This window comes from Cellulomonas sp. Y8 (genome assembly GCF_008033115.1).
Lineage (GTDB): Bacteria > Actinomycetota > Actinomycetes > Actinomycetales > Cellulomonadaceae > Cellulomonas.
Genome location: NZ_CP041203.1, coordinates 2436118 through 2449829, shown reverse-complemented (window position 1 = coordinate 2449829; position 13712 = coordinate 2436118). Strand labels below are relative to the sequence as shown.

Annotated in this window: 12 protein-coding genes; 4 read left to right on the top strand and 8 right to left on the bottom strand. The window is 73.7% G+C overall.

Features of this window, described 5'->3' with window-relative positions:
• Positions 1 to 73 precede the first annotated feature (73 nt).
• Together FKM96_RS11145 and FKM96_RS11140 are read left to right on the top strand one after the other, a co-directional pair.
• A complete protein-coding gene (locus tag FKM96_RS11145; RefSeq protein WP_147795289.1) occupies positions 74 to 1129 on the top strand; it encodes a hypothetical protein in 1056 nt (351 codons plus the stop codon).
• The gene (locus FKM96_RS11140; protein WP_147795288.1) at positions 1126 to 3105 is read left to right on the top strand and encodes a DUF2974 domain-containing protein; all 1980 of its coding nucleotides are present in this window, start codon (positions 1126 to 1128) and stop codon (positions 3103 to 3105) included. Before FKM96_RS11145 ends, FKM96_RS11140 begins: the two co-directional genes overlap by 4 nt.
• Positions 3106 to 3136: 31 nt before the next feature.
• On the opposite strand, the gene FKM96_RS11135 is transcribed toward FKM96_RS11140, so the two are convergent.
• The 3 genes from FKM96_RS11135 to FKM96_RS11125 all read right to left on the bottom strand — a co-directional run bounded on the left by FKM96_RS11135 (position 3137) and on the right by FKM96_RS11125 (position 7677).
• Positions 3137 to 3832 carry an alpha/beta fold hydrolase gene (locus FKM96_RS11135; protein ID WP_168216956.1) on the bottom strand — a complete coding sequence of 232 codons (696 nt, stop codon included), beginning with the start codon at positions 3830 to 3832 and terminating at the stop codon, positions 3137 to 3139.
• A gap of 17 nt (positions 3833 to 3849) precedes the next feature.
• A complete protein-coding gene (locus FKM96_RS11130) occupies positions 3850 to 4887 on the bottom strand; it encodes a LacI family DNA-binding transcriptional regulator (protein ID WP_147795286.1) in 1038 nt (345 codons plus the stop codon).
• A 207-nt stretch (positions 4888 to 5094) separates the two neighbouring features.
• Complete coding sequence (locus tag FKM96_RS11125) at positions 5095 to 7677, bottom strand: ATP-dependent Clp protease ATP-binding subunit (protein WP_147795285.1); 2583 nt, start codon at positions 7675 to 7677, stop codon at positions 5095 to 5097.
• Between the two features lie 157 nt (positions 7678 to 7834).
• On the opposite strand from FKM96_RS11125, the gene FKM96_RS11120 reads away from it, so the two are divergent.
• Positions 7835 to 8203 (top strand): DUF488 family protein, encoded by a 369-nt coding sequence (locus FKM96_RS11120; RefSeq protein WP_147795284.1) that lies wholly within the window; start codon positions 7835 to 7837, stop codon positions 8201 to 8203.
• Positions 8204 to 8235: 32 nt separating this feature from the next.
• On the opposite strand, the gene FKM96_RS11115 is transcribed toward FKM96_RS11120, so the two are convergent.
• Complete coding sequence (locus FKM96_RS11115) at positions 8236 to 9855, bottom strand: methyl-accepting chemotaxis protein (protein WP_371300413.1); 1620 nt, start codon at positions 9853 to 9855, stop codon at positions 8236 to 8238.
• 166 nt (positions 9856 to 10021) lie between these two features.
• Positions 10022 to 10843 carry a hypothetical protein gene (locus FKM96_RS11110; protein WP_147795282.1) on the bottom strand — a complete coding sequence of 274 codons (822 nt, stop codon included), beginning with the start codon at positions 10841 to 10843 and terminating at the stop codon, positions 10022 to 10024.
• Positions 10844 to 11052: 209 nt separating this feature from the next.
• On the opposite strand from FKM96_RS11110, the gene FKM96_RS11105 reads away from it, so the two are divergent.
• A complete protein-coding gene (locus tag FKM96_RS11105; protein WP_147795281.1) occupies positions 11053 to 11922 on the top strand; it encodes a Cof-type HAD-IIB family hydrolase in 870 nt (289 codons plus the stop codon).
• A gap of 34 nt (positions 11923 to 11956) precedes the next feature.
• On the opposite strand, the gene FKM96_RS11100 is transcribed toward FKM96_RS11105, so the two are convergent.
• The 3 genes from FKM96_RS11100 to FKM96_RS11090 all read right to left on the bottom strand — a co-directional run bounded on the left by FKM96_RS11100 (position 11957) and on the right by FKM96_RS11090 (position 13633).
• Complete coding sequence (locus FKM96_RS11100) at positions 11957 to 12430, bottom strand: thioesterase family protein (protein ID WP_246854937.1); 474 nt, start codon at positions 12428 to 12430, stop codon at positions 11957 to 11959.
• A 28-nt stretch (positions 12431 to 12458) separates the two neighbouring features.
• Positions 12459 to 12938 carry a VOC family protein gene (locus FKM96_RS11095; protein ID WP_308161104.1) on the bottom strand — a complete coding sequence of 160 codons (480 nt, stop codon included), beginning with the start codon at positions 12936 to 12938 and terminating at the stop codon, positions 12459 to 12461.
• 68 nt (positions 12939 to 13006) lie between these two features.
• Positions 13007 to 13633 (bottom strand): TetR/AcrR family transcriptional regulator, encoded by a 627-nt coding sequence (locus FKM96_RS11090; RefSeq protein WP_147795280.1) that lies wholly within the window; start codon positions 13631 to 13633, stop codon positions 13007 to 13009.
• Positions 13634 to 13712: the final 79 nt, after the last annotated feature.

The window sequence follows — 13712 nt, the reverse complement described above, 5'->3', positions numbered from 1 at the left end:
TGGAAATGTGCCGCGCGACGCTGCTAGCGTCGCGATCCGGTGCAATTCACGGGAAGCGCGGAAGGGGCGACCGATGGCGGACAGCGACCTCGACGGCGACTCCCTCCGAGGGCGAGCCCAGCCGCGGGCGGTCGGTCCAGGGCCGTCCGCACGGGCACGGCTCACCGCCCGACGACTCGGCCCGCTCGCCCTCGCGCTCACCCTGATCACCGGAGGCTGCATGCCACCCGACGCCACCCACACCCAAGACGACGCACCCGCGCTGGTCACCATCGCCGAGAAGGAGGCCCTCGGCTACGACCAGCCCGAGGGCAAGCGCAACCCCGAACTCCAAGCCCTGGCCAACGCCAACCGCGACCAGATCTACGCCATCGTCGAGCCCTACCTCCAGCGCACCCTTCGCCGCGACGTCGAGCTCACAGGCATCAACGCCTACCACCCCAGCCTCATGGTCCAGGTCACCTGGCGCACCCTCGACGAGCCCTACGTCGCCGGCGCCGAAGACGTCCGCCTCCAACCCGACGGCACCCTCACCTCCGAGGCCTACATCGGCCCCAGCCTCACCGCCATCGAAGCCGAGACCGTCTCCGGGATCCTCGCCATGGCCTACCGCGACGAGCTCGACGCCATGCGCGACCACCTCCTGACCGCACACCCCGAAATCGGCGGCGGACTACCGCGCGGGTACATGGACCGCGCACGCCTGGCCGACCCAGTTTTTGACGCCTCGCCGGGAACGCTTCTCTGGCGAACCCCAGAGCAGAATTTGCGCGCGCCCGAGGCGCGAGATCGGATTTATCAGGAATACCTCGCCAACCCCGACTTACCTGCCGACCAGTGGCGCAAGTTCGTCGACAAGGCGATTCATGACGTCCCGTTGAGCGTTGGCGTGCATCTCGTGTTCGCGCCAGGGGCAGAGCTGAGCGAGAAGCTCGCGCGCCGCGTGGCGGACGACATCCGCTCCAATCCATTGTTCGATATGTTCGACGAATGGACGGTCTTTACCTACAGCAACTTTATAGACCTCAGGAGCAACAAGTTCCACCGGTCCTTCACGATGACCGCCGATAAGGCCGACGCTGACTGGTGGATCAGCGAGTGGGTCGACGGGGCGACGGTGGACCGATGAGCAGCTGGACGGGCACCAGCCACGACGACCTGATGGACCTGGGTTCGCGTTGGAGCTACGCCGATCTCGCGCGTCGCGTCAACGTGCCCGTCAACGGCACGATGTTCGAGGTGGTCCACGTCAAGACGGACGAGGCGACCGGGCTCGACGCGTACACGTTCCGCAACCAGGACACCGGCGAACTCACCATCGGCTTCCAAGGCACCGACGGCGCCCTGGACATCCTCGCCGACGCCACCCTCATCACCTCACTCACCCCCGCGCAGTACGCCGCCGCCGACCGCTACGTCGACGCGGTCGAACGCGACCTCGGCCCCGTCAGCTCCGTCTGCGGCAACTCCCTCGGCGGCGGCCTCGCCGCCTACGTCGCCACCACCCGCCCCTACCTGCAGGCCGTCACCGTCAACCCGGCACCCGTGCCCTGGGGAAAAGAGCGCGGGGACGTCCGCAACGTCACGAACTACATCACCGAGACCGACGTCCTGCACCGCGTCCTCCAGGCGGGACGGCTGGACCACCGCCTCGTCGGCAGGAACGTCACGGTGCCGGGCACCAGCTTCCACCTCGATCATCTGCTCTCGAACCACACCGGCAGCGACCGCGGCGACGCAGCGCTGGCCCCTTACGACGCGAGCATGGCGGTGCCCTTCTCGCTGTTCCACGCCGACCGGGTGCTCGGCGGAAGATCCTTCGGCGGCAAGGTGGACATCGACGTCGACAACCTCGCCCTGATGACGGCCGGCCTGCGCAGTCAGCGCGAGGAGCTCCTCGCCGTGCTGGCCGTCGAGCTCACCGGCGTCGAGGGCGCCCTGCGGGTGTACACCTCCGACCTGCCCCAGCGCGCTGCGCAGATGGGGCAGACGGTCGCGGACCTGATCGACGATGCGTACCGACCGGTGCGCGCCGCCGCCCGAGCGGCCGACGACAGCGTCGCCGTCGCCCTCCGCGACTCGCTCGCCTCCTTGCCGTCCGCGCCGGTCCCTGTGGCGCTCATCTGGCGCCCGGTCCTGGCCCAGGCGGTGAGCGCCGTCAGCTCCGTGCGGGAGGTCCTCCGGGACCTCGTCGCGTTCTCGGCACGTGAGGCCGCGCGCCGGGCCTGGCAGGGCGCGTGGGAGATCATGCTCCCGGAGTCGCGCGCCCTCACCGAGGCGCTGATCAAGGGTGCGGGCCGCCTCCGGAAGGACGCGAGCCTGGTGGACACCAAGTGGGCGTCTTTCGCGAAGTCCGCGGACGCGGTCGCCCGCGCGGTGGCGGAGGTGGACGACGCTGCCGCATCCGCGATCGCGGCGAGGCGTGCGCCGCAGGCCACCGTCTCGGTCCGTGCGGCTACGTGGCCGTCCGGGACCGTCGGCCCTCTCCCGGAAGACCAGGTCCGACGGTTCCACCAGACCGTCGTGGACATGCGGCAGACGATCGCGGGAGAGGCGGTGGCGAGCCTCGCCCGGTACATCACCCGCACCTGCACGCCGCTGTCCGACCTCTGCGCAGCTGCCATCAGCATCGTGTCCACCGCGGACCAGGTGTTCGCGGCGGCGGCCCGGCAGATCCGGGTGGCCGCTGAGGTGGCCTCGTTGAGCGGCCCCGGCCAGGCGGTGACGCTGATGACCGGCGACGGACTGCGGACGTTCGCGTCGTCCGTCGGGGCCGCGAGCCTCGCCTTCTCCCGGCGCGCCGCGGAGCTCTGCGGCGAGCTGCTGCAGGTGAAGCTCGCGCTCGACCGCATGCCCGACCTCGTGCACCACCTGCACCCCAACCTCACGGAGACCTTCTTCTCCGACGCCATGGTCGAGGCCGCCTACGACTCGTTCCTCAAGTGCCGGAACCTCGTCCGCCGCTCCGAGACCGCGTTCGACGAGGTCCGCTTCCAGCTCGAGGACCACGAGGCGACGATGATCCAGGCACTCGCGCGAAGGGCGGAGAACCTGCGCGCCGACCTCGCCACGACCAGCGAGAGCCTGACGACGATGGTGTCGTGACGAGCGGTCCGAGCCGGCAGGACGCCGGACGTCAGCCCGCGTGCGCCGCCCAGAACGCCCGCACCACCCGCGCGAACGCCTCCGGGTCGGACATCGGCAGCCCGTGGTCCGCGCCCGGCACGACCGCGCACTCCCCCGCCGGCAGCGCCGCCGCGACCGCCTCGGTGTGCGCGCGCCGGATCACGTCGTGCTCGCCCGCGGCCACCAGCACCGGCACGCGCACCCGCGCGAGCGCCCGCAGCGGGATGCGCGGCTGCCGGACCATCAGGTCGGTGACCTCGGCCCGGGCCCGCGCCGCCGGGTCGACGAGGCCGCGCGCCCGCTGCCCGAGCCAGGCCGCGGTGACCTCCGCCCGCGCCCGGGCGGTGAGGCCGCCCGGGTCGACATTGGCACCGTAGGCGACCAGCGACCGCACGAGCCCGGGGTGCCGGAGCGCCAGCATGAGGCCGACGTTGCCCCCGTCCGAGTAGCCGACGACGTCCGCGGCGCCTGCCGCCGCGGCCGCGAGCACCGCCGCCGCGTCGTCCGCCATCCGTGCGATCGTCAGCGGCCCCGTCCCGCGCGGCGACCGCCCGTGCCCGCGCGCGTCCGGCGACAGCACCCGGTGGTCCCGCGCCATGTCGGCGGCGACGGGCGCCAGCGAGGCGCCGTCCTCGCCGTTCCCGTGCAGCAGCAGCACGACCGGTCCGGACCCGCTGTCGGCCACGTGCAGCAAGGTCGCGTCCACGTGCCCGACCGTACCGGTCAGCGGGCGGGGATCCCCGGGGTGGACCCGCGGAGCACGACGTCGCCCACCAGCGGCACGAGCTCGGCCTCGGCCGCGGCCGGTCGCAGCGCGAGCCGGGTCGCCTCCTGCCCGATCCGCGCGAGCGGCAGCCGCACGGTCGTCAGCCCGGGCAGCACGTCCTGCAGCACCTCGACGCCGTCGAACCCGGCGAGCGCGAGGTCGTCCGGCACCCGCAACCCGGCCACGTGCGCCGCGGCGAGCGCGCCGGCGGCCATCACGTCCGTCACCGCGAACACCGCGTCGACGTCGTCGGCGCCCGCGGCGATCAGCCGCGACATCGCCTCGTGGCCGCCGTCGCGCGTGGTGGCGGCGGCCGACAGCACCCGCGACGACGGCACCGGCGCGCCGAGCGCGGCCAGAGCCGCGAGGAACCCGTCCCGCCGGTCGTCCGTCGCGGCGTGCCCCTCGGGCCCGCCCAGCACCGCGAACCGCCGGTAGCCGCGCGCGTGCAGCGCGCGGGCGAGGTCCGCGGCGTCGTCACGGTTGGCGAGCACGACGCTGTTCACGCCGAGGGCGTCGCCGCCGACGGCGGAGACGGCGCCGCCGATGCCCCGGAACGACTCCAGCGCGGCGCGCACGGGCTCGTCCTGCGCCGCGTCGCCCGCGCGACCGCCCGCCAGGACGACACCGCGCGCCCGCTGCCGCTCGAGCTGACGGACGATCTCCACCTCGCGCGCGGCGTCCCCGCCGGTCGACGCGAGGGTCAGCGTGAGGCCCGCCAGGTCGGCGGCCTCGGCGACGCCCGCGGTGATCGCGGCGTAGTAGGGGTCGGCGATGTCGGGCACGACCAGCCCGAGCGACGTCGTGCGCCCGCGGGCCATCGCCTGCGCGATGCCGTCCGGGGAGTAGCGCAGCCGCGCGGCGGCGGCGTGCACCCGCTTGCGCAGGTCCTCGCCCACGGTGCGGTTCGCGGAGCCGTTCAGGGCGCGCGAGGCCGTCGCGAGGGAGACGCCCGCCTCGCGGGCCACGTCGCTCAGCGTCACCTGTCCCGGCATGATCGCCACGGTAGGCGTATTCCTCCAGGCCCTCCTGGGACCGGTGGGTGCAGGCACCCAGGTCCCGGTCGCACGACCGGGTGAACCGCTCCCGGGGCCCGTTCGCCCTGGTCACCCGCCCGTGCGCGGGTCGGCCGGGTCCCGGACGCACGGAGGGCCGGGCCGCACCCCGTGGGGTGCGACCCGGCCCTGGCGTGGGTCGGTGCGTCAGGCGGGCATGAGGCCCGTGCCGCCGTCACCGGACGACGCGATCGGCGGCGCCGGCGGGACGTCCGTGCCGGAGCCCGGCGTCCCGGCCGTGCGGGCGCCCGCGCCCACCGGCTCCTTCGAGCGGGGACCGCGCGCCTCGCCGCGGAACACGAACTCGCCGAGGATGCCCTCGCCGTGCGCGTCCACGATCACCTGCTGACCCGCGTGCAGCTCGCCGAACAGGATCTTCTCGGACAGCGCGTCCTCGATCTCCCGCTGGATCGCGCGGCGCAGCGGCCGGGCGCCCAGGACCGGGTCGTAGCCCTTCTCCGAGAGCAGCTTCTTGGCCGCCTCGGTGAGCTCGATGCCCATGTCCTTGTCCCGCAGGCGGGCGTCGAGCTTGGCGATCATCAGGTCGACGATCGCGAAGATCTCCGGCTGCGAGAGCTGCGGGAACACGACCACGTCGTCGACGCGGTTGAGGAACTCCGGACGGAAGTGCGTCTTGAGCTCGTCGTTGACCTTGGCCTTCATGCGCTCGTACGACGTCGACAGGTCGCCGCCGGCCTGGAAGCCGGTCTGGACGCCCTTGGCGATGTCCCGGGTGCCGAGGTTGGTGGTCATGATGATCACGGTGTTCTTGAAGTCGACCACCCGGCCCTGCGAGTCGGTCAGGCGACCGTCCTCGAGGATCTGCAGCAGCGAGTTGAAGATGTCCGCGTGCGCCTTCTCGACCTCGTCGAACAGCACGACCGAGAACGGACGACGGCGCACCTTCTCCGTGAGCTGGCCGCCCTCGTCGTACCCGACGTAGCCGGGGGGCGAGCCGAACAGCCGCGACACGGTGTGCTTCTCCGAGAACTCGGACATGTCGAGCTGGATCAGCGCGTCCTCGTCCCCGAACAGGAACTCGGCGAGCGCCTTGGCCAGCTCGGTCTTCCCGACGCCGGTGGGGCCGGCGAAGATGAACGACCCACCGGGGCGCTTCGGGTCCTTCAGACCCGCACGCGTGCGGCGGATGGCCTGGGAGAGCGCCTTGATGGCCGCCTCCTGGCCGACGACCCGCTTGTGCAGCTCGTCCTCCATCTTGAGCAGCCGGCTCGACTCCTCCTCGGTGAGCTTGAACACCGGGATCCCGGTGGCCAGCGCCAGCACCTCGGCGATGAGCTCCTCGTCGACCTCGGCGACCGCGTCCAGGTCGCCCGACTTCCAGGCCTTTTCCTTCTCCTGGCGCTTGAGGCCGAGCTGCTTCTCCTGGTCGCGCAGGCGCGCGGCCTTCTCGAAGTCCTGCTCGTCGATCGCCGACTCCTTGTCGCGGCGCGTGTCCGAGATCTGCTCGTCGAGCTCGCGCAGCTCCGGCGGGGCCGTCATGCGGCGGATGCGCAGGCGGGCGCCGGCCTCGTCGACCAGGTCGATCGCCTTGTCCGGCAGGAACCGGTCGTTGACGTACCGGTCGGCCAGGGTCGCGGCGGCCACGAGCGCGCCGTCGGTGATCGACACGCGGTGGTGCGCCTCGTAGCGGTCGCGCAGGCCCTTGAGGATCTCGATGGCGTGCTGCAGGTTCGGCTCGGAGACCTGGATGGGCTGGAACCGGCGCTCGAGGGCCGGGTCCTTCTCCACGTACTTGCGGTACTCGTCCAGGGTCGTCGCGCCGACGGTCTGCAGCTCGCCGCGGGCCAGCATCGGCTTGAGGATGCTCGCGGCGTCGATCGCGCCCTCGGCGGCACCCGCACCCACGAGGGTGTGGATCTCGTCGATGAACAGGATGATGTCGCCGCGGGTGCGGATCTCCTTGAGGACCTTCTTCAGGCGCTCCTCGAAGTCACCGCGGTAGCGGGAGCCGGCGACCAGGGCGCCGAGGTCCAGCGTGTAGAGCTGCTTGTCCTTCAGCGTCTCCGGCACGTCGCCCCGGACGATGTCCTGGGCCAGGCCCTCGACGACGGCGGTCTTGCCGACGCCGGGCTCGCCGATCAGCACCGGGTTGTTCTTGGTGCGGCGGGACAGCACCTGCATGACCCGCTCGATCTCCTTCTCGCGCCCGATGACCGGGTCGAGCTTGCCCTCGCGCGCGGCCTGCGTCAGGTTGCGGCCGAACTGGTCGAGGACGGCGGAGCCCGAGGGCTGGCCCTCCTGCGGGCCGCCGGCGGCCACGGGCTCCTTGCCCTGGTAGCCGGACAGCAGCTGGATGACCTGCTGGCGGACGCGGTTCAGGTCGGCGCCGAGCTTGCCGAGCACCTGGGCCGCGACGCCCTCGCCCTCGCGGATGAGGCCGAGCAGGATGTGCTCGGTCCCGATGTAGTTGTGGCCGAGCTGCAGCGCCTCGCGCAGCGACAGCTCCAGCACCTTCTTGGCACGCGGCGTGAACGGGATGTGCCCGCTCGGGGCCTGCTGGCCCTCGCCGATGATCTCCTGCACCTGGGCGCGCACCGCGTCGAGCGAGATGTTGAGCGACTCGAGCGCCTTGGCCGCGACACCCTCCCCCTCGTGGATGAGACCCAGGAGGATGTGCTCGGTGCCGATGTAGTTGTGGTTGAGCATCCGCGCCTCTTCCTGGGCGAGGACGACCACGCGACGGGCTCGGTCCGTGAATCTCTCGAACATGTGCACTCCTCACGAGCGGCGTGCTCGCCGGCGCGGTCGGGCTCTGCGGCCCGGTCTCCCACGCACGGCGAGGCGGCGTTGTTCGATGCTAACGGCGGGGGGTGCGTCGGGCGTCCCGTGTTCGCCCCTGGCGTGACGGCGCCGGGTCCGCGGCAGGATGGGGACCGTGGACGAGGTCGGGGTCGGGCGGGTCTACGAGGCCGGGGACGGCACGCGGCGGCGGGTGCTGGTGGACCGGCTGTGGCCGCGCGGCGTGCGGCGGGACGACCCGCGGGTGGACGAGTGGCTGCCGCGGGTCGCGCCGAGCACGGAGCTGCGCCGGTGGTACGGGCACCGGGCGGAGGTCCACGACGAGTTCGCCCGGCGGTACGCCGCGGAGCTGGCCGACGGCGAGGGCGCCGAGGCGCTGGCCCACCTGGTGGACGCGGCGGCCGCCGGCCCGGTGACCCTCGTGACCGCGACGCGCGAGGTGGCGCTGAGCCACGTGCCGGTGCTCGCCCGCCTGCTGGCCGACCGCATCCGCTGAGCCCCTCACGGGGCCCTCGACGCCCGCCGCGCTCAGTACGTGAAGCGCGCGACCCTGCCGCGGAGGTCCTCGGACATGCGTGCGAGCTCGCCGATGGCGTCGCCCATCTGCCCGAGGGTCTGCGAGGAGGTCGCCGTCGCCGATGCCACGCCGGTGATGTTGACCGCGATCTCGCCCGATCCTGTGGCGGCCTCGGCGACCGAGCGGGACATCTCGGTCGTCGTGGCGGTCTGCTCCTCCACGGCCGAGGCGATCGTCAGCTGGTAGTCGTTGATGCTCGCCACGATCCCCGCGATCTCGCCGATCGCCGCGACCGCACCGGCGGTGTCGCCCTGGATGGCCTCGACCCGCCGCACGATGTCCTCGGTGGCCTTGGCGGTCTCCTGCGCGAGCTCCTTGACCTCACCCGCCACGACGGCGAAGCCCTTGCCGGCCTCCCCGGCCCGAGCCGCCTCGATCGTGGCGTTGAGCGCCAGCAGGTTCGTCTGCTCGGCGATGGAGGTGATCACCTTCACCACGTTGCCGATCTCCTGCGACGAGGCCCCGAGCCGCGCGACCTGCTCGTTCGTCACCGCCGCGGCGTCCGTGGCCTGCCCGGCCACCTTGGCCGCCTGCGAGGCGTTCTGCGCGATCTCGCGGATGCTGGCGCCCATCTCCTCCGCACCGGCCGCCACCGTCTGCACGTTCCGCGACACCTGCTCCGCCGCCGCCGCGACCACACCCGCCTGCGCGCTCGTCTCGTCCGAGCCGGCAGCCACCTGCGACGAGGCCACCGACAGCTCCTCCGCCGCGGCCGCGACCGCCTGCGAGGTCTCCACGACCCCGGCCATCGTGGCCCGGAGGCTGGTCTGCGCCGACGCCAGCGCGGTCGCCATCTCGCCCAGCTCGTCGCGCGACCGCACGCCGGGCTCCCGGGTCAGGTCGCCGGTCGCCATCGCCTCGACGGACGCCCGCACCCGGGACGCCGCGCGGGCCATGCTCCCCGACACCCGCAGGCCGGCGAGCAGCGCGGCCACCACGCCCGCGACGAGCAGCACCGCGGTGACGACGCGGCCGGTCGCCGCGGCGGACGCGGCGTCCTCGGTCGCCCGCACGGTGCGGTCGCCCAGCGAGCCGAGGAGCTCCGTGGTCGCGTCGCCGATCGCGTAGTACACGTCGTAGCCGTCGCCGGTCACGAGCGCGTCCCCGGCGTCCAGCGCCTGGGGCGTGCCCTCCTGGTACGCGGCGACCACCTGGTCGTCGACCGCGAAGAAGTCCTCCCAGAGGGCGGCGACCCGCTCGAACGTCGCGGCCTCGTCGGCCGTCAGCCCGTCGGAGTCGACGGCGTCGAGCGCCGCCCGGAGCCGCTGCGCCGAGTCGAGGTAGCCCGCGCGGTTCGGGCTGTCCGCCGCGACCGCCTCCGGGCCGCCGATCCGGCGGGTGTCCCACGCGTACGCCACCTGCCAGCCCGACACGTCGGCGTTCATCGTCCGGACCTCGCCGACCTCGGTCGACACCTCCTGGAGCCCGGCCAGCCGCTCGTTCGCCGCCGAGACCCGACCCAGGAACACCTGGGACCCGACCCCGGCCACCACGGCCGTCGCCACGCCGATCGCCGCGACCCCCAGGACCTTCGCCCGGAGCCCGCTCCACCGGTTCCGCCCGTCCGCCACCGCACCCATCCGCCGACCTCCGCTCGCCCGCCCTGCCGACGTCCGGATCGGCCCGGGCGGCAGCGCCCTGAGCGGATCGGCCGGGCGAACGCGCGATGCGTGCCTCACAGACGACGGGCCGGGCACGCCGCGGAGGCGTGCCCGGCCCGTCGCCGGAGCGGGGTGCTCAGAACCCGAGGCTGCTCATGTCGGTGAGCTGGTCGGCGGACGGCGCGGTGATCTCCACCGGCTCGCCCCAGCCCGAGAAGGTGACGTCCGTGCTGACGCCCGCGACCTCGGTGGTCACGCGGCGCATCTGGTCGTCGGCGTCGATCCAGTAGCTGTAGGTCAGCTCCGGCGGCAGGGACGTGCCCGCGGCGGCGAGCTCCTCGGCGACGGCCGGGTCGGACAGCACGGCCGAGTCGATGACGACGGCGTACTCCTGGGCGAGGGCGCCGCCCACCTCCTGCGGCTCGCCGACCTTCTCGAACGACTTCACCGCGTCGCCGAGGCCGGCGAGCGTGCCGGTCGGGTCGAACTGGCCCTCCATGCCGGCGAACGACTGCGACAGCGGGTTGCTGGTGTCGTCCGGGTCGATCTGGAGGTACTTGTCGCCCGTGAGCTCGGGCATCTGCATGTAGACGACGCCGCCGACCATCTTGAAGTCGACGGTGCCGGCTCCCGGGACCTCCATCGTCATGGCCAGGTCCTGCGCGCCGTCGGTGTAGCGGATGACGCCCGAGGCGGTCTGCGTGACGCCGGAGCCCGTGGTGGTCATGTCCATCGTGACGGTGCCGGCGGCCTGGGCCGCGGCGGTCACGCGCTCGACGAAGTCGTCCTTCGTGAGGTCGAAGTCGGAGCCGACCTCGGCGACCTCCTCGGCGGGGGCGGACGCCTCGGCCCCGGCGGCGGGCTTGTCGGCCTTCTCGGAGTCGGAGGAACAGGCGGACAGGCCCAGGACGGCGACGGCCGTCAGGGACAGGGCGGCGATGCCGCGCGAGACGCGCATGGGGAGACTCCTCGGTCGTGGGGAGCCGTCCGGCGCCGGCGCGGCACGGGTGCGCGACGTCGCCGCGCCCCCTGCGCGCCGGCCGCGCGGCGCGGCTCGGTGCCCGACGACCGTATCGGGTGCGGGCGGTCCCCGTGACCCGGCTGTGCGCGCGCTGGGTGCCGCGTCACCCGGACGGACGACCGCGGCGCGGCTGCGAGACTGGGGACATGCCCGCCGCGACGACCACCGAGCCCGTCCTCGACCCGCCCGCCCTGCCCGACGTCGACCAGGTGCGCCTCGTGGTGTCCGACATGGACGGCTCGCTCCTCGACGAGCACGGCCGGGTGCCGGACACGTTCTGGCCGGTGCTGGACGAGCTCGAGCGACGCGGGATCGCGTTCGCGCCGGCGAGCGGGCGGCAGTACGCGAACCTCCGGGAGCTGTTCGGCGCGCGCGGCGACGACCTCGTGTTCATCGCCGAGAACGGCTCGTACGTGGCGCAGCACGAGCAGACGCTGTCCACCGACCCGCTGCCCGCCGAGGCCGTGCCCGAGGTCGTCGCGCGCGTCCGCGCGCTCGCCGGGCGGGGCGCCGACGTCGGCCTGGTGCTGTGCGGGCAGCGGGCCGCGTACATCGAGCGGGTGGGGGACGCGTTCGCCGAGCACGCGGGGCGGCACTACGCGCGGCTGGTGGAGGTCCCCGACGTCACGGCGGTGGACGACGTGGTGCTGAAGGTCGCCGTCTTCGACTTCGGGTCCGTCGAGGAGGCCACCGCGCCGGCGTTCGACGACCTCGCCGACCGGCTGCGTGTCGTGGTGTCGGGGCAGCACTGGATCGACGTGATGAGCCCCGCGGCGGACAAGGGCCACGCCCTGCGCCGGGTGCAGGACCGGCTCGGCGTGACACCGGAGCAGACGATGGCGTTCGGCGACTACCTCAACGACGCCGGCCTGCTCGACGCCGCGCGCTGGTCGTGCGCCATGGACAACGCGCACCCGGACGTCCGGGCGCGGGCCCGGTACGTGGTGCCCGCGAACAGCCGCAACGGGGTGACCCGGACGCTGGCCGCGGCGCTCGGGATGACGCTCGCGGGCTGACGTCCCGCTCGGGGGCGGGCCGCGGCCCGCCCGGTCACCAGCCGTGCAGGACCGGCGCCTCGCCCGGGTAGGTCTCGAACACCGCGCGCTCGTCCGGCGTGAACGGCCGCGACTGGTGGGTGCCGCGGTCGAGCTGCACCATCCGGGACCGGGCGCGCAGGTAGACGACCGGCTCGGCGCCGCCCTGACCCGTCACGTCCAGCACCTCGTACCCGAAGTCGACCGACGACCGGCCGGTGCGCGGCACCCACACGTCGACGGCGATGGGCTCGGGCCGGAACGGCAGCGGGGCCAGGTACTCGATCTCGTGCTTCACGACGACGAGCAGCGAGTCGGTGGGCCGGCCCGCGGGGTCGACGCCCATCGACGGGAACAGGGCGAACCGGGCGTCGTCGAGGAACCGGAGGTAGGCGGCGTTGTTGACGTGCGCGAAGAGGTCGACGTCCGACCACCGCACCTGCATCGTCACGCGTCCGCGCCGGCCGGGGGTGGGGGCGGTCTCGGTCACCGCCCCAGGGTAGGTCGCCGCGGCCCGGTCAGCCGTCGGCCGCCGCGCGGAGCGCCGCCACGTCGAGCTTCTGCATCGCGAGCATCGCCTGCATGGCCCGCTGGGCGCGCGCCGGGTCCGGGTCGCCGAGCAGCTCGTCGAGCACGCGCGGCACGATCTGCCAGGACAGGCCGTACGGGTCCTTGAGCCAGCCGCACTGCGACGGCTCGCCGCCGCCCGCGATGAGCCCGTCCCACAGCCGGTCGACCTCGTCCTGGGTGTCGACCGAGACGAAGAACGAGAACGCCTCGGTGAACCGGAACTGCGGGCCGGCGTTCAGCGCCTCGACCGGCAGGCCGTCGAGCTCGAACGACACCGACATGACCTGCCCCGCCATCCCGCCCGGGGCGCCCTCGGGGTACCGGCGGGTCGCGGTCACGCCGGAGTTCGGGATCAGCGAGGTGTAGAGCGCGGCGGCCTGCTCGGCCTGGGTGTCGAACCACAGGAACGGGTGCACGCTGGTCAGCACGGGAGGCCTCCTCGACTCGGGTGTCCCGCCCAGTGTGCCCCGGCGCCTCGTCGCGCGCCGGGTCGGGGCTACGCCGGCTCGGCCAGCGCCGCCAGCGCCCGCGCGGCGAACCGGGCGGTCCGGCGGGCCGCCTCGGTGTCCCGGTCCGCGAGCCAGACGGTGGTCAGCCCCTCCGTCGTCATCACGAGCGCCCGTGCCACCTCGTCGAGCGGCACCGTCCACCGGCTGCGGGCCGCGAGCGCCGCGGTCGACAGCGAGGCGCGCGCCGACTCCTGGTACACCGCGTACTGGGCGACGAGCGCCCCGCGCTGACCGGTCCGCATCGCGTGCAGCGCGAGCTCCAGCAGCGCCTGCTCGCGCTCCGGGCGCTCGGCGAGCAGCTCGACGTAGCGCTCCAGGCCGGTCGCGATGACCTCCTCGAGCGCGGGCGGCCCCGCGGACCCGTCCTGGGCGGCCGTCGCCACGGGGAGCAGCCCGCACTCGGCGGCCCGGCGCTCCTGCGCGGTCACCTCGGCGATCACCGCCTCGATCAGGTGCTCCCGCGAGGGGAAGGCGTAGTGCAGGCTCGCGAGCGACATCCCGGCCTCGGCGACGACGGCGCGCGTGGTCGCCGCGGCCACGCCGTCCCGCGCGATCACCCGGACCGCCGCGTCCACGAGCTCGCGCCGTCGTTCCGCCACCGCCATGCGCGGCATACCAGCCACCCCCTTGACCTGCCCGGGAGTCTGGCGCACCCGTCGGCGCACGTCACGGCGCCGCGCGGACGCCCGGGCG

Excerpts from the sequence above, each read along its gene's own strand:
- FKM96_RS11120 (WP_147795284.1), top strand. The coding sequence starts at position 7,835 with ATGGGGACCGTGGACGAGGTCGGGGTCGGGCGGGTCTACGAGGCCGGG.
- FKM96_RS11090 (WP_147795280.1), bottom strand. The coding sequence starts at position 13,633 with ATGCCGCGCATGGCGGTGGCGGAACGACGGCGCGAGCTCGTGGACGCG.
- FKM96_RS11140 (WP_147795288.1), top strand. The coding sequence starts at position 1,126 with ATGAGCAGCTGGACGGGCACCAGCCACGACGACCTGATGGACCTGGGT.
- FKM96_RS11130 (WP_147795286.1), bottom strand. The coding sequence starts at position 4,887 with ATGCCGGGACAGGTGACGCTGAGCGACGTGGCCCGCGAGGCGGGCGTC.
- FKM96_RS11110 (WP_147795282.1), bottom strand. The coding sequence starts at position 10,843 with ATGCGCGTCTCGCGCGGCATCGCCGCCCTGTCCCTGACGGCCGTCGCC.
- FKM96_RS11105 (WP_147795281.1), top strand. The coding sequence starts at position 11,053 with ATGCCCGCCGCGACGACCACCGAGCCCGTCCTCGACCCGCCCGCCCTG.
- FKM96_RS11145 (WP_147795289.1), top strand. The coding sequence starts at position 74 with ATGGCGGACAGCGACCTCGACGGCGACTCCCTCCGAGGGCGAGCCCAG.
- FKM96_RS11125 (WP_147795285.1), bottom strand. The coding sequence starts at position 7,677 with ATGTTCGAGAGATTCACGGACCGAGCCCGTCGCGTGGTCGTCCTCGCC.